Below are 23,040 nucleotides of genomic sequence, written 5' to 3'. Positions count from 1 at the left end.
GGCCGTTTCCGTACTCGGTCACGGGGCCACCCGCCCGTCGTACTGGCTGCGGGCCGAGTCGCTCACCCGGATCAGCAGGGCCACGATCGCCCAGTTGGTGACGACCGAGGAACCGCCCTGGGCGAGGAACGGCATCGCCATGCCCGTCAGCGGAATCAGACCGGTGACCCCGCCCGCGATCACGAACACCTGGAGCGCGAGGATCGAGGCGAGGCCGACCGCGAGGAGCCGGCCGAAGGGCTCCCGCAGGGCGAGGCCCGCCCGGTAACCGCGCTCCACGAGCAGTGCGTAGAGCAGGATGATCGCGGCGAGACCGGCCAGGCCCAGCTCCTCGCCCGCCGTCGCCAGGATGAAGTCCGACTTGGTGGCGAAGCCGATGAGGACGGAGTGGCCGCGCCCCAGCCCGGTGCCGAGGACACCGCCGGCCGCGAAGGCGAACAGGGACTGGGAGAGCTGGTTGGGACCCAGGCCGGCCTCGATCGTGGCGAAGGGGTGCAGCCAGTCCTGGATCCGGCCGCCCACGTGCGGTTCGAGGCGGCCGACGGCGGAGGCGCCGAGTGTGGCGAGCAGCAGGCCGACCGCGATCCAGCCGGTGCGGCCGGTGGCGACGTACAGCAGGACCACGAACAGGCCGAAGAAGAGCAGCGAGGTGCCGAGGTCCCGTTCCAGGACCAGGACGCCGACGCTCAGCAGCCAGATCGCCACGATCGGGCCGAGCACCCGCCCGGTCGGGAACTGCAGCCGCCACAGCCGGCGGCCCGTGTAGGCGAGCGCGTTGCGGTTGGCGGCCAGATAGGCGGCGAAGAACACCGCGAGCAGTACCTTCGCGAACTCGCCCGGCTGGATGGAGAACCCGGCGATCCGGATCCAGATACGGGCGCCGTTGACCGCCGGGAAGAGGATCGGCAGCAGGAGGAGGACGAGGGCGGCGACCACACAGACGTAGGAGTAGCGCTGGAGCACCCGGTGGTCGCGCAGCATCAGGACGACGACGATGAACAGACCCACCCCGAGCGTCGACCACACCAGTTGGGCGGGGGCCGCCCGGTCGCCCGGCGTCTCCAGGTCCAGCCGGTAGATCAGCACCAGACCGAGCCCGTTGAGCAGCACCCCGATGGGCAGCGGCAGCGGGTCGGCGTACGGCGCCCGCAGGCGCACCGCGCCGTGCGCGAACAGGGCGAGTACGCCGAGCCCGGCGCCGTAACCGGCGGCGCCGGGCGGGACGGTGCCGGTGCGCGCCAGGCCCACGGCGCAGTAGCCGTACACGGACAGCAGAACGGCCAGCACGATCAGGGCGAGTTCGATGCCACGGCGCCGGGGGAGGCGTACGGCGGGAGCGGATCCCTGTGTCGCCGCGACGGTTCCGGCCTTGGTCATGTCCGGAACCTACCCAAACAGGGCAGTCCAGCTGGGCAGGCGCCCCGGGGGCGCGAAGCGCCCGGAGGGGCGCGGAGTCGTGACCCGTGCGGCTCCGCCGCGTGGCGCGACAGGCCGCACACGACCCGCACCACGCAGATGTGCGTGCCGGACCCCGTGGCCCCGGCAGGATCCGAAAGAGAGGCTCTAGACGCGATCCTCGGCCGGAGGCAGCATCAGGGTCGCCACCGCCCCGCCCTGAACCGCGTTGCGGAACGTCAGCCGGGCGCCCAGCACCTCCGCCTGCCCCAGCGCGATGGTCAGCCCGAGCCCGTGGCCCTTGGCCCCGCCCTCCGTACGGAAGCGCTGCGGCCCGTGCGCCACCAGGTACCCCGGATAGCCGTCCCCGTGGTCCCGTACGGTCACCCCGGGCCCGTTCACCGTCAGCACCACCGGCGCCCGCCCGTGCTTGTGCGCGTTGGCCACCAGATTCCCCAGCACCCGCTCCAGACGCCGCCGGTCGGTCTCCACCCGGGCGTCCCGCACGATCCGCACCTCGGTGTCCGTGCCCGAGGCCCGCACCACCCGCAGCGCCAGCGCACCCAGCTCCTCGGTGTCCACGTCCAGCTGCTCCCGGCCGGTGTCCAGCCGCGAGATCTCCAGCAGGTCCTCGGTGAGCGTGCGCAGCGCCGCCACCCGGTCCCGCACCAGCTCGGTCGGCCGGCCCGGCGGCAGCAGCTCGGCCGCCGCGTGCAGCCCGGTCAGCGGGGTGCGCAGCTCATGGGCCACGTCCGCGGTGAACCGCTGCTCGCTCAGCAGCTTGCTCTGCAGCGACGAGGCCATGGAGTCCAGCGCGGCCGCCACCGCGGCCACCTCGTCCTGCGGCCGGGTCGGGTCCTTCGTCCGGGGATCGTCGACGCGGGCGTCCAGATCGCCCGCGCTGATCCGCCGGGCCACCCGCGCGGTGCCGTGCAGCCGGCGCGTCACCCGGGTCACGGCGAACGCGCCGACCAGTGCCGTCGCGCCGATCGCCAGCGCCGACGACCACAGGATCGAGTGGTCGAGACCGGCGATCGTGCCGGACTGCTGCGAGTAGTCGACCTCCACCGCGAGCGCCCGCCGGCCCTCGGCCGGACCCGCCGCCCACATGGTCGGCCGCCCCCGGTGCGAGGAGACCATCGTGCCGCGCCTCCCGGCCACCGCGAGCGCCCGCAGCGGCGCGGGCAGCCCCTCGGGATCCACCCCGGCACCCGGCAGCAGCGCATCGCCCGCCGCGTACGCCTCGGTGGCGTCCTGCAGCCGGGACAGCGCCAGGCTACGGGCCTGGCCGACGGTCTGGTTGGTCACCGACACATGCACCAGGACGCCGAGCAGCGCGGCCAGCGCGCAGCACATCACCGTGATGAACGTGGCCGCCTTCACCGCGAGCGTCCCGGTCCACCGGGGCACCGTGACCCTCATGAAGTGCTCGCGGAGGGGGTGGCGGACGGGGACGGCGACGGGGACCGCTTGTGGCCGCGCGGGACGTTGCCGGTACGCAGGAACTCGTCGCGGGAGAACACCATGGCGCGCTGGTCCGGGTCCCAGGTCCAGGTGGTGCGGTACTCGTAGCCGACGATCCCGGCCGGAGAGCGTTCGATCAGCGCCCGGCCCGCCAGCTCCACCCCGATGATCGCGTCGTTGTCGGCCAGTACCTGGACCAGCCTGTGCTTCTCGACCGTGTAGACCCGCACGGCCGTCTGGTTGGTCGGGTAGAGCCGGAAGCCGAGCGTCATGTCGTCCCGGCCGTCCCCGGTCAGGTCCCGGTAGTACGCCTTCAGCAGCGGGCACCGCGCCCGGTCCCCGCCCGGACGGCACTCCTTCATCCGGTCCACCGTCGCGTGGTACGCCCCCTTCGAGCCGTAGTCGTCCGGATGCGCGGCGATCTCGGCCTCCACCACGTCCACCGGATCGACCTTTTGGATGTCGTCACCGGGAACCGTGACGCCCTTGACGGTCTCCCTGGTCGCCACGTCGTAGGGATAGGCCGGGCTGGACGCCGGCCTGAGGTCCGGCCAGAGCTTCGCCGGGCTGATCGCGGTGGGGGTCGCCCCGGTCCCTTCCAGGCCGCCCGCGTCGCCGCAGGCCGCCGCCGTCGCCCAGAGCAGGGCGACGGCGGCCGCGGCGAAGGCGGTGCGCATGGGGCGACGGGCTGACACGGTGCTCCTGGGGCTTCGGGGACGGTCGTGGCCCCGTACACCTTATTCGTAGGGAAGTCCTTTTTGCGCACCAAGGAGGTGCTGGAGCAGAGGCTACTCGGCCAGTTCCTCCAGGAGCCGGGCGGTGGCCAGGCCCGCGCGCAGGTAGTCCACGAACAGCTCGTTGTGCAGCGCCCAGGGGGAGCGCCGGGCGCGGATCAGGGCGATCGCCTCCTCCGGAGTGCGGCCCCGCCGGACCAGGGCGTGCGCGACGACCAGTCCCGAACGGTTGTACCCGTGGTAGCAGCGCACCAGGACCGAGCGGCCGCAGTCCAGGGCCTCGTTCGCCGCTCGCGCCAGCCGCATCACCCCCGCGAGCTGCGTCCCGTCCAGCGGGCCGTCCGGTATCGGCCAGACGTGATGCTCGGCCCCCGGACCGGGCCCGTACCCGGGCAGCCGCAGCAGCGTCTGGACCAGATCGAACTCGTCCCGTACGAGGGCGAACTCCAGTCGGCCCGACCGGCCCCGGAACTTGTGCCCGCCCATCCACAGGCCGGGCTCGATCTCGCTCCACGGGCGGTCCGGAGCCGGTACGTCCTGCTGCTTCTCGTGGGTCCGCAACGCTGCCTCCCCAACTCCCGCTCACCGGGCCACCCTCCAAAGTAACTGGGTTCTTGCCCCATGAGCACCCCTCCTGTTCCCATGGTCGAGGGGTGATGGCGCATGAGCGGACTGCGCGTGGTGCCGACCTGGCAGCACGGCCGTGAACGGCTGTACGTCTGTGGCCCGGACGGAGGCAATGTCGCCTGGTACGACCGTGAGACGGGCCGGGTCAACCTGATCGGCGAGGATCGCCGGGAGGCCGTTCTCGAAGCCCTGAAGCCGTTCCTCACCGGCCCGGTGACCGTGGGACCACCCCCGGTGCCCACACCCGCCGAACTGGCCCGGCTGACCCTGCACCCGGACGACGACCTCGCGCCCAACCGCCCCGGCGAGGCGCTGCTCGTCGCCCTGGACCGCGATCCGGGCCCCACCCACCGGATCCGCCCCGACCTGCGCCGACGCGCCCTGACCGCCGAGCAGACCGTCGGCGAGGCCCTGGACGCGCTGGAGCGGACGGGCTGGCACACCCTGCACTCCGTCCCCCTGCCCGGCGGCGACCGCATCCACCACCTGCTCATCGGCCCCGGCGGCCTCTTCGCCGTCCACGCCCTGTACGCCCGCAAACAGCGGGTCCTGGTGGCCGACCCGATGGTCACCCTGGGCCGCCGCGAGGGCGAGCCGCTGCTGCGCCGCCTGCGCGCCGACGCCGACCGCGCCTCCCACGCCCTGACCGCCGAGGTCCACCCGGTCCTGGCACTGGCGGGCCCGGCCGACCTGAGGGTCACGGCCCCTCCGCGGGGCGTCCGCATCCTCCAGGACCCGGACCTGCCGTCCCTCGCCCGCCTCTGCGGCGTCCTGAAACCGGCGGACGCAGAGGCCCTGCACGCGATGGCGAGGGACCGGAACACGTGGGGGAGGGTGTAGGAGCGGCGGGGCGAAACCGTTCCTCAGGGCCTCCCGCATGTGGCCTCCTGAATAGGGCCTCCCGCATAGAGGCTCCCTCAGGGCAGCGGCGCCGCCCGCCCGGGATCCAGCAACCCGGCCAGCAGATCCCCGTGGTCCTGCAGGCGCGGCGCAACATCACCGGCCAGAAACTCCAGCCGGCCGGCATCCCGGCACTCCGCAACCTCGCCCCACCGCACCGGCGCGGACACCAGCGGAACCCGCCGGGCCCGCAGCGTATAAGGGGCCGCCGTCGTCTTGCGCCCGGCATTCTGGCTCCAGTCGACGAACACCTTCCCCGGCCGCAGACTCTTCGTCATCCGGTGCACCACCAGCCGCGGCATCGCCCGCTCGGCCTCCACCGCGAGCTCCTTCGCGTACTCGCTCGTCCGCTCGGACGAACTCCCCCGCACGGCCGCCAGCAGATGCAGCCCCTTCGACCCGGCCGTCTTCGCGTACGCCTCGATCCCGTCCGCCGCCAGCCGCTCCCGCAGCCACAGGGCGACCTCGCAGCAGTGGACGACCGTCGCGGGCGCCCCGGGATCGAGGTCGAAGACCAGCCGGTCCGCCTCGTCCGGCGACTGGACCAGCCACTGGTGCGTATGGAACTCGGTCACCAGGTTCGCCGCCCAGACCAGACTCGCCAGATCCTGTACGACGACCATGCGGGCCGGACCCTCGGACCGCGGCACCTCGGCCGTGGCCACCCACTCGGGCGTACCCGGCGGCACGTTCTTGGTGAAGAACACCTGCCCGTCCGGCCCGTCCGGATAGCGCAGGAAGGACACCGCGCGGTCGCGCAGATGAGGCAGCAGCACCTCGGCGGTGGTCGCGTAGTAGTGGAGCAGTTCCCCCTTGGTGAAGCCGGTCTCCGGATACAGCACCTTCTCCAGGTTGCTGAGCGCGACCCGTCGCCCCTCCACCTCTGTGATAGGCGTCATAGGATGACAATCCCAGACATTCGGCTGCGTAACACCAGAAACCGAAAGGAAGGCTGCTGCACGTGCGATCCATATGGAACGGCGCCATCTCCTTCGGTCTCGTCAGCATTCCGATCAAGCTGGTGAACGCCACCGAGAGCCACTCGATCTCCTTCCGCCAGATCCACGCCGAGGACAACGGCCGCATCCGCTACCGCAAGGTGTGCGAACTGGAGGACCGCGAGGTCGGCCAGGGTGAGATCGGCAAGGCGTACGAGGACGCGGACGGCACGATCATCCCGATCACCGACGAGGACCTCGCCCACCTTCCCATCCCGACCGCCCGCACGATCGAGATCGTCGCCTTCGTGCCGGCCGACCGGATCGACCCGCTCCAGATGGACGCGGCCTACTACCTCGCCGCGAGCGGAGCCCCCGCGGCCAAGCCGTACACCCTCCTGCGCGAGGCCCTCAAGCGCAGCAACAAGGTCGCCATCGCCAAGTACGCGCTGCGCGGCCGGGAACGCCTCGGCATGCTGCGCGTGGTCGGCGACGCGATCGCCATGCACGGCCTGCTGTGGCCGGACGAGGTCCGCGCCCCCGAAGGCGTGGCACCGGACGTGACCGTCACCGTTCGCGACAAGGAGCTGGACCTCGCGGACGCCCTGATGGACACCCTCGGCGAGGTCGACCTGGACGACCTGCACGACGAGTACCGCGAGGCGCTGGAGGAGGTCATCGCCGCGAAGGCGGCCGGTGAGGCCCTGCCCGAGGCCCCCGAGCCCGCCGCCGGGGGCAAGGTGCTCGACCTGATGGCGGCCCTGGAGAGCAGCGTGCGCGCGGCCCGCGAGTCCCGTGGCGCGGAACCGGCGGAGGAGGCCGAGGTCAGACACCTGGCCCGGGGCCGCGCCACCCCCAAGGAGACGGGCGGCAAGAAGTCGACGTCCGCGGCGGCGAAGAAGGCGGCCCAGAAGAAGACCGCGGCTCCGAAGAAGTCGACGACCGCCAGGCAGCCCGCGCAGAAGACGACGGCGAGGACGACCGCGAAGACGACGGCCAGGACGACCGGGAAGACGACGGAGAAGACGACTGCGGCGAAGAAGACCGCGGGGAAGAAGACGACGGCGAAGACGACGGCGGCGAAGACGACGACGGCGAAGAAGGCGACCGCACGCAAACGCACGGCGTGACGCCCCTGACGCCTTTGACACCCCTGACCCCCCTGACCCCCCTGACACCCCGCCCCGGAACGGGCGGCCCCGGGCGGAGGCAGGGGAGACGTAGGTGGGCCGTAGGGGGCGCGGGGAGCGAGCCGGAAGAGAGGCGGGGGAGACGCAGGAAGGCCGCGGGAGCGAGGGGGAGAGGCGGGCCGGGGCGAGCCGGGACGGACCGGAGACGGGTCAGACCGGAATTCCCGCCCTTGAACTGTGGTGACTCGGGCACGATGAGGGGGTGACATACGTGGTGAGCGTGGCCATGGCCCTTCCCAAGGGCGCTCCGGAACTCGACGTGCTGCAGCGCGAGGGCGTGATCTTCCTGCTGCGGAAGGGCTTCGACTCGCTCGAGGCGATCGAGGGGCCCGACGGGATGGACATCGAGTTGATGGACGACGTCATTGCCGCCCATCCCGGAGGAGTCCTGCTGAAACTCTTCGTGGACGCACCGGCACTGGAGTTCGCGGAGGGCGCCGCCCGCGAGGTCGTGGCAGAACTTCTGGAACGAACCGAACCGCTCGCCGACTGGCAGATCACCCGCTGCGCGGTGGAACTGAACTCCGAACTGCTCCAGGAGAGCCTGGACGCGGCCGACGGCCCCGACGCCCCGCCGGCCGACCCGGCGGAACGTGCCCGGCGCCATGCGGCAGCGGCGCTTTCCGTGGCACCGGGCGGCCCGGACCGGGCCGAGGCGGAAGCCATGCGGGCCACCCTCCGCGCGCTGGCCCCGAGCCTGAAGGCCTTCCCCCTGGACGTCTTCGGCCACTCCTCCGTCCCCGAGGAGCGGACCGTCGGCCGGGAGGCGGCCGAGATCGCGGCCGGCGCCGTCGTGTACGCCATCGACCTCCTGATCGACGAACTCTTCACGGACCTGGCCGCCCTGGAGGAGGAGGGCCCGACGGTCGCGGACAGCGACACCGCCTTCATGATCCTGGACGACCTGCCCTCGCAGTTCGCCGACGAGTACACGGTCCTGTTCGTGCGCCGTCTGGTCGTCACGGCGGTGTCCCTGACGGGCCGCCTCACCCAGCCGCAGTTCGGCCAGGTGAACTGCGTGGCCGAGGAACTCCTGCTGGGGCTCCTGCTCACCCAGGCCGAGGTGGCCGCCGACATGTACGGCCTTCTCACCGAGGAGATCTCCACCGCCATGGAGACCTTCGCGGACGGCATGCGCGAGGACAGGGCGCTCGACCGCCTGGACGTCCTGCCCAGCGAGGCCGGCGACTGGTTCACCCCGTTCGACGGCGAACGGTCCGTCCATCCGTACGCCGCGAACGACGAAGAGGAGACACTGCAGGGGCTGTCGGACTGACGGGTCCCGCACACCGGAGGGGCAGGACCCCGGCCCCGGCGAGTTCGCCGAAGCCCGGGTCCTGCTGAGGACGAGTCCCACAACGGCACGTCAGCCGAGGACCCGGACCGGGTCGCCGTCGAGGTAGGCCCGGATGTCCTCCACGGCCTGGCCGTAGTAGCGCTCGTAGTTGGCACGGGACACATAGCCCAGGTGCGGGGTGGCGAGCAGACGGGGCGCGGTGCGCATCGGATGGCCGGTGGGCAGCGGTTCGACGTCGTGGACGTCGATGCCCGCGCCGGCGATGCGGCCCTCGTACAGCGCGGCGAGCAGCGCGTCCTGGTCGACGATCGCGGCCCGCGAGGTGTTGACCAGGTACGCGGACGGCTTGAGCAGGGCGAGTTCGGCGGCTCCGAGCAGTCCCCGGGTGCGGTCGCCCAGCGCGAGGTGGACGGACACGAAGTCGCTGCTCGCGAGCAACTCCTCCTTGGCAGGAGCCAGTCGTACGCCGACCTCGTCGGCGCGCTCCTTGGTGAGGTTCTGGCTCCAGGCGGTGACCTCCATGCCGAAGGCGAGCCCGACCCGGGCCACCCGGCTGCCGATCCTGCCCAGGCCGAGCAGCCCGAGCGTGCGGCCGTGCAGGTCGGCGCCGACGGTGGACTGCCAGGGGCCGCCCTCGCGCAGGGCGTTGCTCTCCTGGACGAGGCCGCGGGCGAGGCCGAGGAGCAGGGCCCAGGTGAGTTCGACCGGCGGGGTGCCGGAGCTCTCGGTCCCGCACACGGTGACACCGCCCGCCCCTGCCGCCGCGTAGTCGATCACCGAGTTGCGCATGCCGGAGGCGATCAGCAGCTTCAGACGGGGGAGCCGGTTCAGCAAGGAGGCCGGGAAGGGCACGCGCTCGCGCAGGGTGACCACGCAGTCGAAGTCGGCGAGGGCGGCGGCGAGTTCGTCCTCGGTGGCGAAGTGCTCGGTGAACGAGACGACGTCGACCCCGTCGCCCAGCGTCGACCAGTCGGCGAACTCGGTCGCCACGTTCTGGAAGTCGTCGAGTACGGCACAGCGGAATGGCATGTCGTTCCTCCCGGAGTATCTCGCTGTCGGGCCCGGGCGGCCCCCGCGCACGGAGGCCGCCCGGCAGGATGATCCTGACCGAGCGACGATTCCCCCGATCCTCCGGGGCACGTCCGGAGCGATCACATCGCGACGCGAGGATGCCCCCTCGGGTGTGCCGCGTGAAGGCGGGTGATGTGGGTGTTTAGCGTGACGCCGGGTGATGTGGGTGTGCAGTGTGAAGCCCGATGATGCGGGTGTGCAGCGTGAACCGGGTGATACGGGTGTGCCGCGTGAAGCCGGTGATACGGGTGTTCAGCGTGAAGCCGGTGATGCGGGTGTTCAGCGTGAAGCCGGTGATGCGGGTGTGCCGCGTGAAACCGGTGATACGGGTGTGCCGCGTGAAGCCGGGTGATACGGGTGGTAAGCGTGAAGCCGGGGTGGACGGCGTTGACGCGCACCACGGGGGCGTGATCCAGCGCCAAGGCGCGGTGTGAGGCCGATCGCCATCACCGCGTGCCCATCCTCGGGAGGTGCTGGTCATGCCGTTGGGGTGCTGATCCCCTCAGTGGCGGTAGGCGGCCGTCGCGATCCGCACGAAGGACCGGATCAACGGGTTCGTGTCGCCCCCGTTCGCCGCGACCACCACGCGGCTCGGCGCCATGTCGGTCAGCGGGACCACGGCCAGCTCCCCGGGAAGCTCGTGCCCCAGCGGGGCCATGCCGACCGTGCCGTTCCAGAGCACGGCCTGCACGCACTCCTGGACGCCGCGTACCACCGGACCCTCGCGAGACTCGCCGCCGTTCCAGTACGACCGCCAGAGCGGGTCGGTGCCCTCCGGGAACTGGAACCAGCGCCGGCCGGCCAGGTCGGCCCGCTCCAGGCGGTCGCGGCGGGCCAGCGGGTCGTCGGCGCGGACCACCGCGCCCACCGGGTCGGCGCGCAGCTCGTGCACCGTCAGGCCGGTTTCATCGAACGGCGCGCGGGTCAGGGCCACGTCGACCAGCCCGGCGCGCAGCCCGCAGGTCGGATCGGTCAGGTCGGCCTCGCGGACGCGGACCTCGACGCCCGGGTGCCGGCGGCGGTACGCGGCGGCCAGCCGGGTGGCACCGCGGTCGGTGCTGTCGCCCAGCATGCCGACGGTGAGGGTCGCGGCGCCGCCCGCCGCGGCCACGCGGACGCGTACCCGGTCGGCCCGGTCGAGCAGGGAGCGCGCCTCGTTCAGCAGCGTCGCCCCGGCGGGGGTGAGAGTGACGCCTGCGGCGGAGCGGTGCAGCAGAGGGGTGCCGAGGTCGGTCTCCAGCTGCTTGATCGCCCGGCTCAGCGGAGGCTGGCTCATGTGCAGCCGCGCGGCGGCCCGGCCGAAGTGGAGTTCCTCGGCGACCGCCACGAAATAGCGAAGCGTCCGTAGCTCCATGACCGGCGAGAATACCGCCGTCTTCAGAGGGTGCACCGATGTCTGTGACCGCCGTGTACGGCTTGCCCGGCTTCACGGCAGCGCTGCTGTCGTCCATGCTGTCCGTCTCCGGACAAGCAGTCCTGACAGCGAGGACTCTGTTCAACTTCGTTTGGCCCCCTGTTTGGCCTCCCGAGCACGCCAGAGGGCCGATCGCAATCATGCGGTCGGCCCTCTGACCGGCGTCGGGGTGGCGGGATTTGAACCCACGACCTCTTTGTCCCGACTGCAGTTGGAGCGGGGGCGGAGGCGTCTACGAGCCGGGTCCGTCGAGGAGCGGGGGGTGCTGGAGGCGTGGGGCGGTACCGGTACGCGGTGCGCTTGCTCGCGGCAGTCTCCTACGTCGGATCGTGGGATCGGTGCCGCGGGAGACGCCTGGTGGCCTTCTATGCGGTCCTGTACTACGCGGGGCTGCGCCCGGCTGAGGCGGTAGGACTGAGGCGGTCTGACTGCCATCTCCCGGACACAGGATGGGGCACACTGACGCTCCGGGAGACGCGTCCCGTCTCCGGAAAGCAGTGGACCGATTCCGGGGAAGGTCACGACCGCCGGGGGCTTAAGGCGCGGGAGGCCAAGAGCGACCGACCGGTGCCCATCCCGCCTGTCCTCGTGGCGATCCTCCGGGCTCACCTAGAGACGTTCGGCACGGCCAAGGAAGGGCGCGTGTTCGGTAACGAACGTGGGGGAGTGGTCGGCTCATCCACCTATTGGCGGGTGTGGGAGGAAGCACGGGAGTACGCGCTCCCCCCTGAGCGCGCCGACTCGCCCTTGGCTGGGCGCCCGTACGACCAGCGGCACGCCTGCATCACGCGGTGGCTGAACGCGGGAGTACCGATCGCCGAGGTAGCTCGGCGGGTCGGCAACTCTCCCGAGGTGATCCACCGCCGCTACCACGGCTGCATCGATGGCCACGAAGAAGCGGCAACGCGAAGATCACAAAGGCGCTGGAAGAAGACGGGGATACGGCGTAGGCCGTCTCTTTCGGATCTTGCCGGTTAAGCCCGCGTTGTCCGGTGCCATGGGGTCTCCCCAGGACCGCAGGGCCGAGGGGAAGCATCGGTGTGTTGGCGGGGCGCCTGCGTACTGGACGTACTTGGTGCTCCGCCGACGCGGCGAGGTGCGGTGCCGGGCGGCGCGGGTCAGGCAAGACCCGGAAGAGACGGCCTGGGGCCTGCGTTGTCGGTGGCCCGTGGCACAGTGCACCGCATGAACGAGGACATGCACGGCGCCGTGCTGATCGACCGGGTGATCGAACGGGTCCGGGAGCAGGGCTGGCCCACCTGCGACGCCCCGGACCTCGATGAACCGGTGCCGCTGGCGCCCGAGGTGCTCGACCGGCTGAGGCTGCCCGGCGGTCGGCCGCTGCCGCCCAGCCTGCGCCGCTGGCTGGCCTTCGACGGCTCCTGGCTCGCCGACGTCGGCTGGTACGAGGACCCGGCCGAGCCCGTCCTCGGCGACCGGGGGCTGGGGGCGACGGCGGAGTGGATGTACGGCTCCTGCGGCGGCATGGCCGCGATGTTCGGCGACTTCGAGGAACTGCTGCCCGCCGTGTGCCTGCCGCTTGTCGGCGGCAGCGACTCGCGCCGCCTGCTCTACCTGGGCTCGCCGGACTCCACGGGCGAGTACCCGGTGCTGGTGACCGATATCGACGACCTGCCGTACGTGGCCGTGATGTACCCCGGTCTCGACGTGTACCTCGCGGACCTCGCCGACGTCCTGGACCTGGACTTCGACACCTACACCTCGCTCGCCGCGCATCCCGAGTACGCCGCGCGGATGGCCGAGCATGCGGAGAACACCGGACTCGGCCCGGACGGACTGGAGTTCCACGAACTCGACCTCTTCGACTAGGTTCTGTCTCTTTGGTCATCGCCGTGCCCATATGAGGATGGCGGCGAGGTGGAGTGCGGCCCGGTAGGCGATCGCGAGTTTGTCGGTTCGTGCGGCCAGACCGCGCCACTGCTTGAGGCGGTTGATGCACCGTTCGACGGTGTTGCGCTGCTTGTAGGCATCCGCATCGAAGCCGGGCGGGCGCCCACCTTGGCGGCCCCGGCGTAGACGGTGGCCGATCTGGTCCGACGGCTGCGGGATGACCGCGCGGATCTGTCGGCGGCGCAGGTGGCCGCGGATTGCGCGGGATGAGTAGGCGCGGTCGGCCAGGACCATGGTGGGGCGGGTCCGGGGCCGGCCCGGGCCAGATTTCGGCACCCGGATGCGGGCCATCACTGTCTCGAAGGCGGGCGCGTCACCGGCCTGGCCCGCTGTGACGGCCAGAGCCAGGGGCCGTGCATGGCCGTCTGCGGCCAGGTGGATCTTGGTGCTCAGCCCGCCGCGGGAGCGTCCGAGTGCGTGGTCGGCCGGCTCGTTGCGGCCTTCGGCCCCCTTTTGAGTGCTCCGGCGGCGTGCTGATGGGCCCGGACGACGGTGGAGTCGACCGACACGGTCCAACCGATGTCGTCGACGGCGTCCGCTGCGCGAGGACGGCGGCGAGCCCGAACGCAGGCGCCTGTTCCGGCAGTGGGGCAACGCCGACCGGCGCGCGGCCGGACGTCCCGAGGTGTCCACCGCATGGACGCGGACCCAGGGCGCCTACGAGCACATGGTGCAGGAGCTGCGGCAGAGGTGCAGCGGATCTGGACCTCTGGCCGCGCACCGCGCGGGGCGCGTATGGGGGACGGGTGCGGGATGTGCAGGATGTGTCCGGGTAGCGGCAGATCTGGCGCAGAGTCGGCTTCGGGTGGCGTGTCTGCCCCCTGAAGCGGAGGCTGCCACCGCCTAGCGTGATCATCATGAAGAAATCACGAATAGCGACGCTCGTCCTTGCCGCCGGTGCCTTCACGGCGCTCGCGACGGTCCCGGCGCAGGCGTGGACGACGGAACAGGATCTGGCGGGAACCACACCGAACCCGAGCGGGGTGTCGGACTGCGCGCCGGACACCTCCGGCGCGCGGGCCTGCTTCGACATGTACGGGGACTGGTTCATCGTCCGGGACAAGACGAAGGACGGCTACTCGGCGGTGGCGCTGTGGCGGCTGAAGGACGCCAACGGTTCCGTGATGCGGGGCGGAAACGTGTGGAACAAGGACGGCGCGGGGACGCTGCGGTGGAAGAACAAGGATCTGGCGGAGGAGTACTACGTCGACTGGGCGGCGTGCGTGGGTGACTGGGCGACGAAGGAGATACTGGAAGGCTCCTGCGGCCCGATGCGGCGCATCATCAACAACTAGGCCGTCTCTTCCGGGTCTTGCCTGACCCGCGCCGCCCGGCACCGCACCTCGCCGCGTCGGCGGAGCACCAAGTACGTCCAGTACGCAGGCGCCCCGCCAACACGCCGATGCTTCCCCTCGGCCCTGCGGTCCTGGGCAGACCCCATGGCACCGGACGACGCGGGCTTTAATACTCCAGCTCCAGATCGTGATCTTCATGCCCGAGCGGCTTGCTGCTGGTAGTGGTTGGCATGGGATCGGGCCTGGTGGCGGCGTCGCCAGTGGGACCAGTCGAGTCGGTGGGCCGCGTGATGGAGGTCTGTACAGTCTTCAGCTCTGTCGCGTGGTCGGTGGTGCCGAAGCGTGGCCGGGATCGTCGGCATCGCTTCGTCACCACTGACTACGCGACAGAGCCGTTGGGTGGACAGACCCTGGATCAGGTGGAGTAGAGCGACTCCATGTTGTCGTGGAGCTGGTTGGCCAGAGGCGGTGCTGTGTAGGTGTCCGTCATGACCTCGATGTAGCAGCCTGTGTTTGTCTTGGCGGCCTTGCCCATGGCCTCGTCGAGCTCGGCGACGGTTGTCACCCGGGCGGTGTACCAGTCCTTGCAGCCGAGGGCCTTGGGCAGATCCGCATGGTTCCAGTTGGCCACGTCGTTGTACTCGCTGTCCGGGTGCTTGCACAGGAGCCGTTCGATCAGGTAGCCGTGATTGTTCAGGACAAACACGACCGGGCGCAGGCCGTACCGTCCGAGCTGGCTGATCTCCTGGGCGGTGAGCTGGTGGGAGCCTTTACCAGTGACCAGGACGACACGCTGGTCGTCTCCGGCGGCATGGGCGGCACCGACTGCCGCAGGGGTGGCCCAGCCGATGGAGCCCCACAGGGTCTGGTTGTGGAACGTGGCGCCCTGGGGCAGACGGGCGAAGACCATGCCCAGCGACGCGGTTCCGGTCTCGGCCACGAGGATGTCGTTGGGCTTGAGGAAGCCCTCCCAGCGGGAGTAGAGGTTCTCGGCAGTGATGGAGTCGCCGCCGCTGCCGGTGGCCGGGGCGATGCGGGTCGCCTCAGCCGACAGGGTCGGCCAGTCCTTGTGGGGGAGCTTTTGGGCCAGAGCCTTGAGCAGGTCCTTCATCTCCACGCTCTGATACGTCATGCCGTCCACACTGACGTGGTGGTGGCGGATGTCGATCATGCGGGCCGGGTCGAGGCTGGCCGTGAACCCTCCGGAGTTGAAGTCATGCATCAGTGCGCCGACCAGGACGACGACGTCGCTGTCCTCGACGAAGCGGCGGACGTTCTCGTACATGCCGACGTAGGCCGGCTGCTCCTCCTCCAGGACGCCCTTGTCGGCCATCATCGTGGCGAAGGACAGTCCGGTGGCGTCGATGAACTGCTGTAGCTCGGTGGCGAGGCCGGAGCGCGCCGTGAGGACGCCGGGAAGGACGCAGGCGCTGCGGGCCTTGCCGAGCATGTCGGTGATCGCCTGAACAGCGGCCTTCACTTGCGCTGGATCGCTCTTGGGGGCGGGAATGGGCTGGGCCGCCCCGACCACCGGCATGTTCGCCAGGTCGGCCGGAAAGGCCATGTAGACCGGACGGCGGTGGTAGAGCGCCGCGGCGATGAGACGCTCCGTCTCGGCCGCGGTGTTCTGCGGGGTCATGATGGCGCTCGCGCAGACCACCGCCCCGGACAGTTTCTGGAAGAGGTCGAATTCGCCGTTGCCCAGGGTGTGATGGACGAGCGAATGGTGGGACTGGACGGGCATCTTGGGCATGCCGACCAGGTGGAACACCGGTAGGTGGTCGGCGTAGGCGCCGGCGATGCCGTTGAGCGCGCTGAGCTCGCCGACCCCGTACGTGGTGCACACAGCGCCGATGCCATGCACACGGGCGTAGCCGTCGGCGGCGTAGGCGGCGTTGAGCTCGTTGCAGGAGCCGACCCACTCGACGTCCGGGTGCTCAACCAGGGCGTCGTCAATGGGGAAGGCGTAGTCGCCGGGGACGCCGAACACGTGACGTACGCCGATGTCCCGCAGCCGGTTCAGAACGTGCTGGATTACCGTGGTCGACATGCTTCTGATGTGCCTTTCCGCGGAGGCTTTTGCTCGCGAACAGCTTTGGCCCAGCGTTGCCGCCGTTCCGACAAGCGGAGTGCACAGAGGAGCCAGGGACGTTTGAGGACAACTGCGCACAGCGAGTGGTGCCGGCGGAGATCTCGGTCCGCCCTGTGCGGCGATCTTCTTGCGATGCTCGGCCGGGGGCTTCAGAATTCCGGCAACCTGGTGCGAGATGACCACCGCCCGCCATGAGGCAGGTGGCGACCTTGACCGCTGATGGTCCTCCCGCGTTCTCTCCGTTGGCGTAGGCAGCAGGAAGCTGCTGGGGTGCTAAGTAGGAAAAACTACGACCAAATATTCCTGACCCTGCGGAACCTGCAACTCGAATTGCCGCGGTGTGGTCCGGCGGGTCCCGCTGCTGTCGCCGGAGGTCAGCCGGTGGAGTTCGCCAGGAGGGGGGCTGCTGCCCCCGGATCGCTGTTGCCGTCGTGCGGTACCGACACCATCGTGGGGGTGCCCGTGGTGACCGGCCCGACCATGAGTTCCGGGGAGATCAACGGGCCTCGGGGGCATCGGCACAGGGATCCGCACGATCGAGACCTGGGCCTTATCAGCAAGATCACGATCTGGAGCTGGATTACTAGTACTCCAGCCGGACTTCTGTATTTCTGCTGGTCAACAGCCTGGCGGTGGGGAGCGTAGCGGGAGTGCGGCATGCGTGGGACGGTCTTGGACAGGTCGTCCCACCAACGGGTGCCCGCACCGCATCTAGTGACAGCGTCGGGCACGTGCCTGGTGGCGGCGGCGTCATCGGGAGGCTGGAGTATTAACCGGCAAGATCCGAAAGAGACGACCTAGTAGTGAAGGGGAGGGCCGCCGTCATTTGTCTTGAGTGGCTTTGTATCGCTCGTACTGGGTCCAGGCACGTTCGAGTGTCTCAACGGCGGCCGAAATGGCGCCTCGCTCTTCAAGGTAGGTGCGCTGGCCCGGCAGGCCCTTGCGTGAGGGCCAGTCGGGATCGCGCGAGACATCCCGGGCGAGATCACCAATAGCGTTGTCCTGATCGGCGTGGGTCTTCAACCACGCGGTGAAGCTCGTCGGCTTGGGCATATCCGCATCCTTCCGCCGCCGCGTGGCATCCACACGTGAGTGTGTCGGAGGTGTGTCGCGTGTATCGCAGATGGTGCGCGGACAGTGACAGACAACGAGAAAGAGCGGGAGTCAGTGAGACTGACTCCCGCTCTCTCAAGTCGGCATTCGCGCTGGTCAGAGCTTGACTCTTGCTGGCTGACCGGCGAGTGCCCCCGGCAGGATTCGAACCTGCGCACACGGCTCCGGAGGCCGTTGCTCTATCCCCTGAGCTACGGGGGCGTGTCGGGCGCTGAGCTTCTCGCTCGCGGCGACGGGTAGAACCCTAGCAGGTCTTTCGGGGTGATCAGGAACGGGTTTCCCGGCGCGCAGCGACGGCGGGTCCCCGGGTGGGATCGGACGGGTCCCGAGGCGAGACCGGGCAAGTCCCGACGCAGGACCGGCAATCCCCGAGGCAGGACCGGACGGGTCCCCCGGTGGGGGCGGAAGTGGGGAAAACCCGGACGCGGTGGCCGGGGCGGACCTACTCTCGACTTGTGCCAGGCGCGTCGGGTCGGGTGCTTGTTGTCGACGACAACAAGGTCATCCGGCAGCTGATCAGGGTCAACCTTGAGCTGGAGGGGCTTGAGGTCGTGACCGCGGCCGATGGTGCCGAGTGTCTGGATGTGGTGCATCAGGTGCGGCCCGACGTCGTGACGCTCGACGTCGTCATGCCCCGGCTGGACGGGCTCCGCACCGCCGCTCGGCTGCGGGCCGATCCCCGCACTCACGACCTTCCCCTCGCCATCATCAGCGCCTGCACGCAGTACGAGGTGGAGACCGGCCTCGACGTCGGTGTCGACGCCTTCCTCGCCAAGCCCTTCGAACCCGCGGAACTCGTCCGGCTCGTCAAGCACCTCATCGAGCGCAGGCCGGAGGGAAGCAGGAGCGGGGAGAGAAATGAAGGCGATGGTGAAAGTGAGGGGGAGAGTGACGGGGAAGACGGTGAAGGGGGTGCCGGCGGCGGGGCGATCGATTCCACTCCCTGCTCCACTTCCTGCGCGGCAGCCGCGGCAGCCGAGGCAGCCGACAGGGTTCCTGGCGGGGGACCGAGGTAGCCGACAGGGTTCCTGGCGCGGATCGAGGTAGCGGGAAGGGTTTCTGGCGGGCGATCGTGGTGGCCGACGGCATATCGGTGCTGTGGCCGAGGTGACCGAGGCGGTTCCGGCGACCGAGGCGGTTCCCGTGACTGAGGCGGTTCCCGTGACTGAGGCGGTTCCCGTGACTGAGGCGGTTCCCGTGACTGAGGCGGTTCCCGTGACTGAGGCGGTTCAGGTGGCCGAGGCGGTTGTGGTGGCCAAGGTGGCCTACGGAGTTTCCGACGGCGGATAGCCGACCCGGGCTCGCACCATCATTCTTCGGCTCCGTCCCACTGGAGCCCACCAGGTCCTTCCCCGGTTCCCTCTCGCCCGGTCCCGACCCAGCCCTCCACCTCCGTCGTACTCAGCCCCACCCCGTGTCCCCTCCCTCTCATCCGGTCGGCTCCCCGCCACCTCCCGCCGTCCTCCGCCGCCCCAACATCCCTCCCCCTCATCCGGTCGGCCCCACCACCACCCGCCGCCCCAACATCCCGTCCCTCTCGTCCGGTCGGCCCCCACCACCTCCCACCTCCCGCCGCCCCAACATCCCCTCCCCCTCACCCGGTCGGCCCCCACCACCTCCCTCCGCCCACCGCCGCCCCCAGCACCCCCTCCCCCCACCCCGACAGAAACCGCCTCGCATACCCACCCCCCTCCTCCCCTACGCTTGTCCCGTGACCCCCGTCGAGCTCTCCCGTACCGTGCTGCGCGCGGTGCGGTGTGCTGTGGAGCGGGGGGAGCTGAATGTGACCGTGCCGGAGCGGGTTGTGGTGAGTGAGCCGGGGGCCGGGGGGTGCGGGGACTACGCCACCAACGTCGCCCTGCAGCTCGCCGGGCCCGCCGGGCGGTCGCCGCGGGACGTGGCCGAGATCCTGCGGAGCCATCTCGTCCGTGCCGAGGGGGTCCGGGACGTCGTCGTCACCGGGCCCGGGTTCCTCAACATCAGCCTCGAGGAGCAGGGCGACCTCGTGGCCGGCCTGGTGCAGGACATCCGCGAGCGCGGTGCCGCCTACGGGTGCGGTGACGCCCTCGCCGGGCAGGTCGTCGTGTTGCGTGTGCCCTACGAGGCACGGGCCGAGGCCGTCGCCGATGCGGTCGTACGGATCGTCGCGACGCAGGGCGGGCGGGGCGAGGTCGAGCACGGTGAGCCCGTGAACCTGAGGCCCGTTCCGGCGCCGGAGGATCCCGCGCCGCTCGGGGCCGACGCCGCCCAGTGGGCCCTGCTGCACCCCGCGCCGCACGACAGACCCCGGATCACCGCCGACCACCTCGTGCAGCGGGAGAGCAACCCGCTGTTCCGGGTGCGGTATGCGCACGCACGTGTGCGGGCGCTGAGCCGTAACGCCGGGCGCCTCGGGTTCGGTGCCGAGCCCGGGCCCGTGCCCGTGCAGGAAGGGGTGCGTGAGCTGCTCACCGCCCTCGCCGACCACCCCCGCATCCTCACCGCGGCCGCCACCCATCGCGCCCCGGACCGGCTTGCCCGGCATCTCGTCACCGTCGCCGATGCCGTCCTGCCGCTGCTGCCCTCCGTGCTTCCGTGCGGCGAGGAGAAACCCTCGGCCGCCCACCGCGCCCGGCTGGCCCTCGCCGAAGCCGCCGGGACGGTGCTGGCCGGTGGCCTGTCCCTGCTCGGCATCGACGCACCCGATCACCTCTGAGGGCCGGAGAACGAAGTCATGCGCCCCGGAGAAGAGACAGAGAGTCTGAGAGCTACGTCATGAGTCGTTCCGCGCATCCTGCCGGGCCCCGTCACGCCGACGTCCTTCCCGAGGGGCACTACTCCGCCCCGCCCGCCGACCTCAACACCCTCGACCCCAAGGTCTGGGCCCAGACCGTCGGCCGGGGCGACGACGGTGTCCTGACCGTCGGCGGGATCACCGTGACCCGGCTCGCCGAGGAGTTCGGCACGCCCGCCTACATCCTCGACGAGGCCGACTTCCGTGCCCGGGCACGTGCCTGGCGCACCGCCTTCGGTGCCGACGCCGACGTGTTCTACGCCGGCAAGGCCTTCCTGTCGCGTGCCGTCGTGCGCTGGCTGCACGAGGAGGGGCTCAACCTGGACGTGTGTTCGGGTGGGGAGCTGGCCACCGCGCTGTCCGCCGGAATGCCCGCCGAGCGCATCGCCTTCCACGGCAACAACAAGTCCGTCCAGGAGATCACCAGGGCCGTGGAGGCCGGCGTCGGGCGGATCGTGCTCGACTCCTTCCAGGAGATCGTGCGGGTCGCCCACATCGCGCAGTCCCTCGGGAAGCGGCAGAAGGTCCAGATCCGGATCACCGTCGGCGTCGAGGCCCATACGCACGAGTTCATCGCCACCGCCCACGAGGACCAGAAGTTCGGGATTCCGCTGGCCGGCGGGCAGGCCGCCGAGGCCGTACGGCGGGCCCTCCAGCTCGACGGGCTCGAACTGATCGGCATCCACTCCCACATCGGGTCGCAGATCTTCGACATGTCCGGGTTCGAGGTCGCCGCGCACCGCGTGGTCGGCCTGCTCAAGGACATCCGGGACGAGCACGGCGTCGAACTGCCCGAGATCGACCTCGGGGGCGGCCTCGGTATCGCCTACACCAGCGACGACGATCCCCGTGAACCGCACGAGATCGCCAAGGCGCTGACCGAGATCGTCAGCCGTGAGTGCGACGCCGCCAGGCTGCGCACCCCGCGGATCTCGGTCGAGCCGGGGCGCGCCATCGTCGGCCCCACCGCCTTCACGCTCTACGAGGTCGGCACCGTCAAGCCCCTCGACGGGCTGCGGACGTACGTCTCCGTCGACGGGGGCATGTCCGACAACATCCGGACCGCCCTCTACGACGCCGAGTACAGCGTCGCCCTCGTCTCCCGCACCTCCGACGCCGAGCCGATGCTCGCGCGCGTCGTCGGCAAGCACTGCGAGAGCGGGGACATCGTGGTGAAGGACGCGTTCCTGCCGGCTGATCTGGCACCCGGTGACCTCATCGCCGTACCGGCCACCGGCGCCTACTGCCGGTCCATGGCCAGCAACTACAACCACGTGCTGCGTCCGCCCGTCGTCGCCGTGCGTGACGGCGAGGCCCGGGTCATCGTCCGGCGCGAGACGGAGGATGATCTCCTGCGTCTCGACGTCGGATGACCTGGTCGGACGACCCGAAGGCTTCGGGGTGGAAGATCTCCGGTCTTCCACCCCTGCACAAATGAAATAGATGTCTCACGATCCGGACGAAGGGTAGAAACTCCCGTCCGGTGAGTGAGACTGGTCCAACCGTAGACGGTATGAGGAAACGAGGTCGGATGATGCGTACGCGTCCGCTGAAGGTGGCGCTGCTGGGCTGTGGGGTTGTCGGCTCAGAGGTGGCGCGCATCATGACGACGCACGCCGACGACCTCGCCGCGAGGATCGGCGCCCCGGTCGAACTGGCGGGCGTCGCGGTCCGGCGGCCGTCCAAGGTCCGGGAGGGCATCGACCCGTCCCTGGTCACCACCGATGCCACCGCCCTGGTCAAACGCGGCGACATCGACGTCGTGGTGGAGGTCATCGGCGGCATCGAGCCCGCGCGGACCCTGATCACCGCCGCCTTCGAGCACGGGGCGTCCGTCGTCTCCGCCAACAAGGCGCTGCTCGCCCAGGACGGGGCCGCCCTCCACGCGGCGGCCGAGGAGCACGGCAAGGACCTCTACTACGAGGCCGCCGTCGCCGGTGCCATCCCGCTGATCCGGCCGCTGCGCGAGTCCCTCGCCGGCGACAAGGTCAACCGGGTGCTGGGCATCGTCAACGGCACCACCAACTTCATCCTCGACAAGATGGACAGCACGGGGGCGGGCTACCAGGAGGCCCTCGACGAGGCCACCGCCCTCGGGTACGCGGAAGCCGACCCGACCGCCGACGTCGAGGGGTTCGACGCCGCCGCCAAGGCCGCCATCCTCGCCGGCATCGCCTTCCACACGCGGGTGCGCCTGGACGACGTCTACCGCGAGGGCATGACCGAGGTCACCGCCGCCGACTTCCGCTCGGCCAAGGAGATGGGCTGCACCATCAAGCTGCTCGCCATCTGCGAGCGCTCGAAGGACGGCGCGTCGGTCACCGCGCGGGTGCACCCCGCCATGATTCCGCTGACCCACCCGCTCGCCTCCGTGCGCGGCGCGTACAACGCCGTCTTCGTGGAGTCCGACGCGGCCGGGCAGCTGATGTTCTACGGCCCCGGCGCCGGTGGTGCGCCCACGGCCTCCGCGGTCCTCGGCGACCTGGTCGCCGTCTGCCGCAACCGGCTCAACGGCGCAACGGGGCCCGGTGAGTCGGCGTATGCAGCCCTGCCCGTCTCGCCGATGGGTGACGTCGTCACGCGCTACCACATCAGCCTTGACGTCGCGGACAAACCGGGTGTACTCGCCCAGGTCGCGACCGTTTTCGCCGAGCACGGGGTGTCGATCGATACCGTTCGGCAGCAGGGCAAGGACGGCGAGGCCTCCCTCGTCGTCGTCACCCACCGCGCGTCCGACGCCTCCCTGTCCGGGACCGTCGAGGCGCTGCGCAAGCTCGACACCGTGCGGGGTGTCGCCAGCATCATGCGGGTTGAAGGAGAGTAACC

20 protein-coding genes, 1 tRNA gene and 2 pseudogenes are annotated in these 23,040 nt (G+C 70.5%); 12 read left to right on the top strand and 11 right to left on the bottom strand.

What is annotated here, in order from left to right; genetic code table 11:
- Positions 1-18 precede the first annotated feature (18 nt).
- The 4 genes from AB0H32_RS03760 to AB0H32_RS03745 form a co-directional block, all read right to left on the bottom strand.
- Complete coding sequence (locus AB0H32_RS03760; protein WP_361113667.1) at positions 19-1,377, bottom strand: FtsW/RodA/SpoVE family cell cycle protein; 1,359 nt, start codon at positions 1,375-1,377, stop codon at positions 19-21.
- Between the two features lie 186 nt (positions 1,378-1,563).
- Complete coding sequence (locus AB0H32_RS03755) at positions 1,564-2,817, bottom strand: HAMP domain-containing sensor histidine kinase (protein ID WP_361113664.1); 1,254 nt, start codon at positions 2,815-2,817, stop codon at positions 1,564-1,566.
- Positions 2,814-3,536, bottom strand: a complete 723-nt coding sequence (locus tag AB0H32_RS03750) for a hypothetical protein (protein WP_361113970.1) — start codon at positions 3,534-3,536, stop codon at positions 2,814-2,816. Before AB0H32_RS03750 ends, AB0H32_RS03755 begins: the two co-directional genes overlap by 4 nt.
- A 111-nt stretch (positions 3,537-3,647) precedes the next feature.
- On the bottom strand, positions 3,648-4,154 hold the full coding sequence (locus AB0H32_RS03745; RefSeq protein WP_361113661.1) for a protein phosphatase: 507 nt from the start codon (positions 4,152-4,154) through the stop codon (positions 3,648-3,650).
- 102 nt (positions 4,155-4,256) lie between these two features.
- On the opposite strand from AB0H32_RS03745, the gene AB0H32_RS03740 reads away from it, so the two are divergent.
- A complete protein-coding gene (locus AB0H32_RS03740; protein WP_361113658.1) occupies positions 4,257-5,060 on the top strand; it encodes a nuclease-related domain-containing protein in 804 nt (267 codons plus the stop codon).
- A 77-nt stretch (positions 5,061-5,137) separates the two neighbouring features.
- Here the strand turns inward: AB0H32_RS03740 and ligD are convergent, their stop codons facing one another.
- Complete coding sequence (ligD, locus tag AB0H32_RS03735) at positions 5,138-6,019, bottom strand: non-homologous end-joining DNA ligase (protein WP_361113655.1); 882 nt, start codon at positions 6,017-6,019, stop codon at positions 5,138-5,140.
- Between the two features lie 53 nt (positions 6,020-6,072).
- Here ligD and AB0H32_RS03730 point away from each other — a divergent pair, with 53 nt between their 5' ends.
- Positions 6,073-7,188, top strand: coding sequence for a Ku protein (locus tag AB0H32_RS03730; RefSeq protein WP_361113967.1), 1,116 nt, complete (start codon positions 6,073-6,075; stop codon positions 7,186-7,188).
- A gap of 262 nt (positions 7,189-7,450) precedes the next feature.
- Positions 7,451-8,524: a hypothetical protein gene (locus AB0H32_RS03725; protein ID WP_361113652.1), complete on the top strand. Its 1,074-nt coding sequence runs from the start codon at positions 7,451-7,453 to the stop codon at positions 8,522-8,524.
- Between the two features lie 90 nt (positions 8,525-8,614).
- Here AB0H32_RS03725 and AB0H32_RS03720 read toward each other — a convergent pair whose 3' ends face one another.
- The gene (locus AB0H32_RS03720) at positions 8,615-9,574 is read right to left on the bottom strand and encodes a D-2-hydroxyacid dehydrogenase family protein (RefSeq protein WP_361113649.1); all 960 of its coding nucleotides are present in this window, start codon (positions 9,572-9,574) and stop codon (positions 8,615-8,617) included.
- Positions 9,575-9,819: 245 nt separating this feature from the next.
- Between AB0H32_RS03720 and AB0H32_RS03715 the strand changes: the two genes are divergently transcribed.
- On the top strand, positions 9,820-10,050 hold the full coding sequence (locus AB0H32_RS03715; protein ID WP_361113646.1) for a hypothetical protein: 231 nt from the start codon (positions 9,820-9,822) through the stop codon (positions 10,048-10,050).
- A gap of 68 nt (positions 10,051-10,118) precedes the next feature.
- Here the strand turns inward: AB0H32_RS03715 and AB0H32_RS03710 are convergent, their stop codons facing one another.
- A complete protein-coding gene (locus tag AB0H32_RS03710; protein ID WP_361113643.1) occupies positions 10,119-10,970 on the bottom strand; it encodes a LysR substrate-binding domain-containing protein in 852 nt (283 codons plus the stop codon).
- Between the two features lie 360 nt (positions 10,971-11,330).
- Here AB0H32_RS03710 and AB0H32_RS03705 point away from each other — a divergent pair.
- Both AB0H32_RS03705 and AB0H32_RS03700 read left to right on the top strand, forming a co-directional pair.
- Positions 11,331-12,008 (top strand): annotated as a pseudogene (locus AB0H32_RS03705) (site-specific integrase); the annotation flags it as partial.
- Positions 12,009-12,215: 207 nt separating this feature from the next.
- The gene (locus AB0H32_RS03700) at positions 12,216-12,860 is read left to right on the top strand and encodes a hypothetical protein (protein WP_361113640.1); all 645 of its coding nucleotides are present in this window, start codon (positions 12,216-12,218) and stop codon (positions 12,858-12,860) included.
- A gap of 15 nt (positions 12,861-12,875) precedes the next feature.
- Here AB0H32_RS03700 and AB0H32_RS03695 read toward each other — a convergent pair.
- Positions 12,876-13,480 (bottom strand): annotated as a pseudogene (locus AB0H32_RS03695) (IS5 family transposase); the annotation flags it as partial.
- A 318-nt stretch (positions 13,481-13,798) separates the two neighbouring features.
- Here AB0H32_RS03695 and AB0H32_RS03690 point away from each other — a divergent pair.
- A complete protein-coding gene (locus tag AB0H32_RS03690) occupies positions 13,799-14,236 on the top strand; it encodes a hypothetical protein (RefSeq protein WP_361113637.1) in 438 nt (145 codons plus the stop codon).
- Between the two features lie 415 nt (positions 14,237-14,651).
- Here AB0H32_RS03690 and AB0H32_RS03685 read toward each other — a convergent pair whose 3' ends face one another.
- The 3 genes from AB0H32_RS03685 to AB0H32_RS03675 form a co-directional block, all read right to left on the bottom strand.
- Positions 14,652-16,286: a thiamine pyrophosphate-binding protein gene (locus AB0H32_RS03685; RefSeq protein ID WP_361113634.1), complete on the bottom strand. Its 1,635-nt coding sequence runs from the start codon at positions 16,284-16,286 to the stop codon at positions 14,652-14,654.
- 864 nt (positions 16,287-17,150) lie between these two features.
- A complete protein-coding gene (locus AB0H32_RS03680) occupies positions 17,151-17,381 on the bottom strand; it encodes a YozE family protein (RefSeq protein WP_361113631.1) in 231 nt (76 codons plus the stop codon).
- Positions 17,382-17,570: 189 nt separating this feature from the next.
- Positions 17,571-17,642: transfer RNA gene (locus AB0H32_RS03675), tRNA-Arg, on the bottom strand.
- 206 nt (positions 17,643-17,848) lie between these two features.
- On the opposite strand from AB0H32_RS03675, the gene AB0H32_RS03670 reads away from it, so the two are divergent.
- The 5 genes from AB0H32_RS03670 (at position 17,849) to AB0H32_RS03650 (ending at position 23,038) form a co-directional block, all read left to right on the top strand.
- Complete coding sequence (locus AB0H32_RS03670; protein ID WP_361113628.1) at positions 17,849-18,457, top strand: response regulator; 609 nt, start codon at positions 17,849-17,851, stop codon at positions 18,455-18,457.
- An 82-nt stretch (positions 18,458-18,539) separates the two neighbouring features.
- Entirely contained in the window at positions 18,540-18,731 is a 192-nt protein-coding gene (locus AB0H32_RS03665) for a hypothetical protein (protein ID WP_361113626.1), read from the top strand.
- A gap of 421 nt (positions 18,732-19,152) precedes the next feature.
- Positions 19,153-20,136 carry an ArgS-related anticodon-binding protein NrtL gene (gene nrtL / locus AB0H32_RS03660; protein ID WP_361113623.1) on the top strand — a complete coding sequence of 328 codons (984 nt, stop codon included), beginning with the start codon at positions 19,153-19,155 and terminating at the stop codon, positions 20,134-20,136.
- Positions 20,137-20,195: 59 nt separating this feature from the next.
- Positions 20,196-21,587: a diaminopimelate decarboxylase gene (gene lysA, locus AB0H32_RS03655; protein ID WP_361113620.1), complete on the top strand. Its 1,392-nt coding sequence runs from the start codon at positions 20,196-20,198 to the stop codon at positions 21,585-21,587.
- A 158-nt stretch (positions 21,588-21,745) separates the two neighbouring features.
- Positions 21,746-23,038 carry a homoserine dehydrogenase gene (locus AB0H32_RS03650; protein ID WP_361113617.1) on the top strand — a complete coding sequence of 431 codons (1,293 nt, stop codon included), beginning with the start codon at positions 21,746-21,748 and terminating at the stop codon, positions 23,036-23,038.
- Positions 23,039-23,040 lie beyond the last annotated feature (2 nt).

It is taken from the genome of Streptomyces sp. NPDC020362 (assembly GCF_040642095.1).
Taxonomy (GTDB): domain Bacteria; phylum Actinomycetota; class Actinomycetes; order Streptomycetales; family Streptomycetaceae; genus Streptomyces.
This window is presented reverse-complemented; position numbering and strand designations above follow the sequence as displayed.

Excerpts from the sequence above, each read along its gene's own strand:
- AB0H32_RS03710 (WP_361113643.1), bottom strand. The coding sequence starts at position 10,970 with ATGGAGCTACGGACGCTTCGCTATTTCGTGGCGGTCGCCGAGGAACTC.
- AB0H32_RS03755 (WP_361113664.1), bottom strand. The coding sequence starts at position 2,817 with ATGAGGGTCACGGTGCCCCGGTGGACCGGGACGCTCGCGGTGAAGGCG.
- AB0H32_RS03760 (WP_361113667.1), bottom strand. The coding sequence starts at position 1,377 with ATGACCAAGGCCGGAACCGTCGCGGCGACACAGGGATCCGCTCCCGCC.
- AB0H32_RS03685 (WP_361113634.1), bottom strand. The coding sequence starts at position 16,286 with ATGTCGACCACGGTAATCCAGCACGTTCTGAACCGGCTGCGGGACATC.
- lysA (WP_361113620.1), top strand. The coding sequence starts at position 20,196 with ATGAGTCGTTCCGCGCATCCTGCCGGGCCCCGTCACGCCGACGTCCTT.
- AB0H32_RS03650 (WP_361113617.1), top strand. The coding sequence starts at position 21,746 with ATGATGCGTACGCGTCCGCTGAAGGTGGCGCTGCTGGGCTGTGGGGTT.
- AB0H32_RS03720 (WP_361113649.1), bottom strand. The coding sequence starts at position 9,574 with ATGCCATTCCGCTGTGCCGTACTCGACGACTTCCAGAACGTGGCGACC.
- AB0H32_RS03700 (WP_361113640.1), top strand. The coding sequence starts at position 12,216 with ATGAACGAGGACATGCACGGCGCCGTGCTGATCGACCGGGTGATCGAA.
- AB0H32_RS03690 (WP_361113637.1), top strand. The coding sequence starts at position 13,799 with ATGAAGAAATCACGAATAGCGACGCTCGTCCTTGCCGCCGGTGCCTTC.
- AB0H32_RS03680 (WP_361113631.1), bottom strand. The coding sequence starts at position 17,381 with ATGCCCAAGCCGACGAGCTTCACCGCGTGGTTGAAGACCCACGCCGAT.
- ligD (WP_361113655.1), bottom strand. The coding sequence starts at position 6,019 with ATGACGCCTATCACAGAGGTGGAGGGGCGACGGGTCGCGCTCAGCAAC.
- AB0H32_RS03750 (WP_361113970.1), bottom strand. The coding sequence starts at position 3,536 with ATGCGCACCGCCTTCGCCGCGGCCGCCGTCGCCCTGCTCTGGGCGACG.
- AB0H32_RS03740 (WP_361113658.1), top strand. The coding sequence starts at position 4,257 with ATGAGCGGACTGCGCGTGGTGCCGACCTGGCAGCACGGCCGTGAACGG.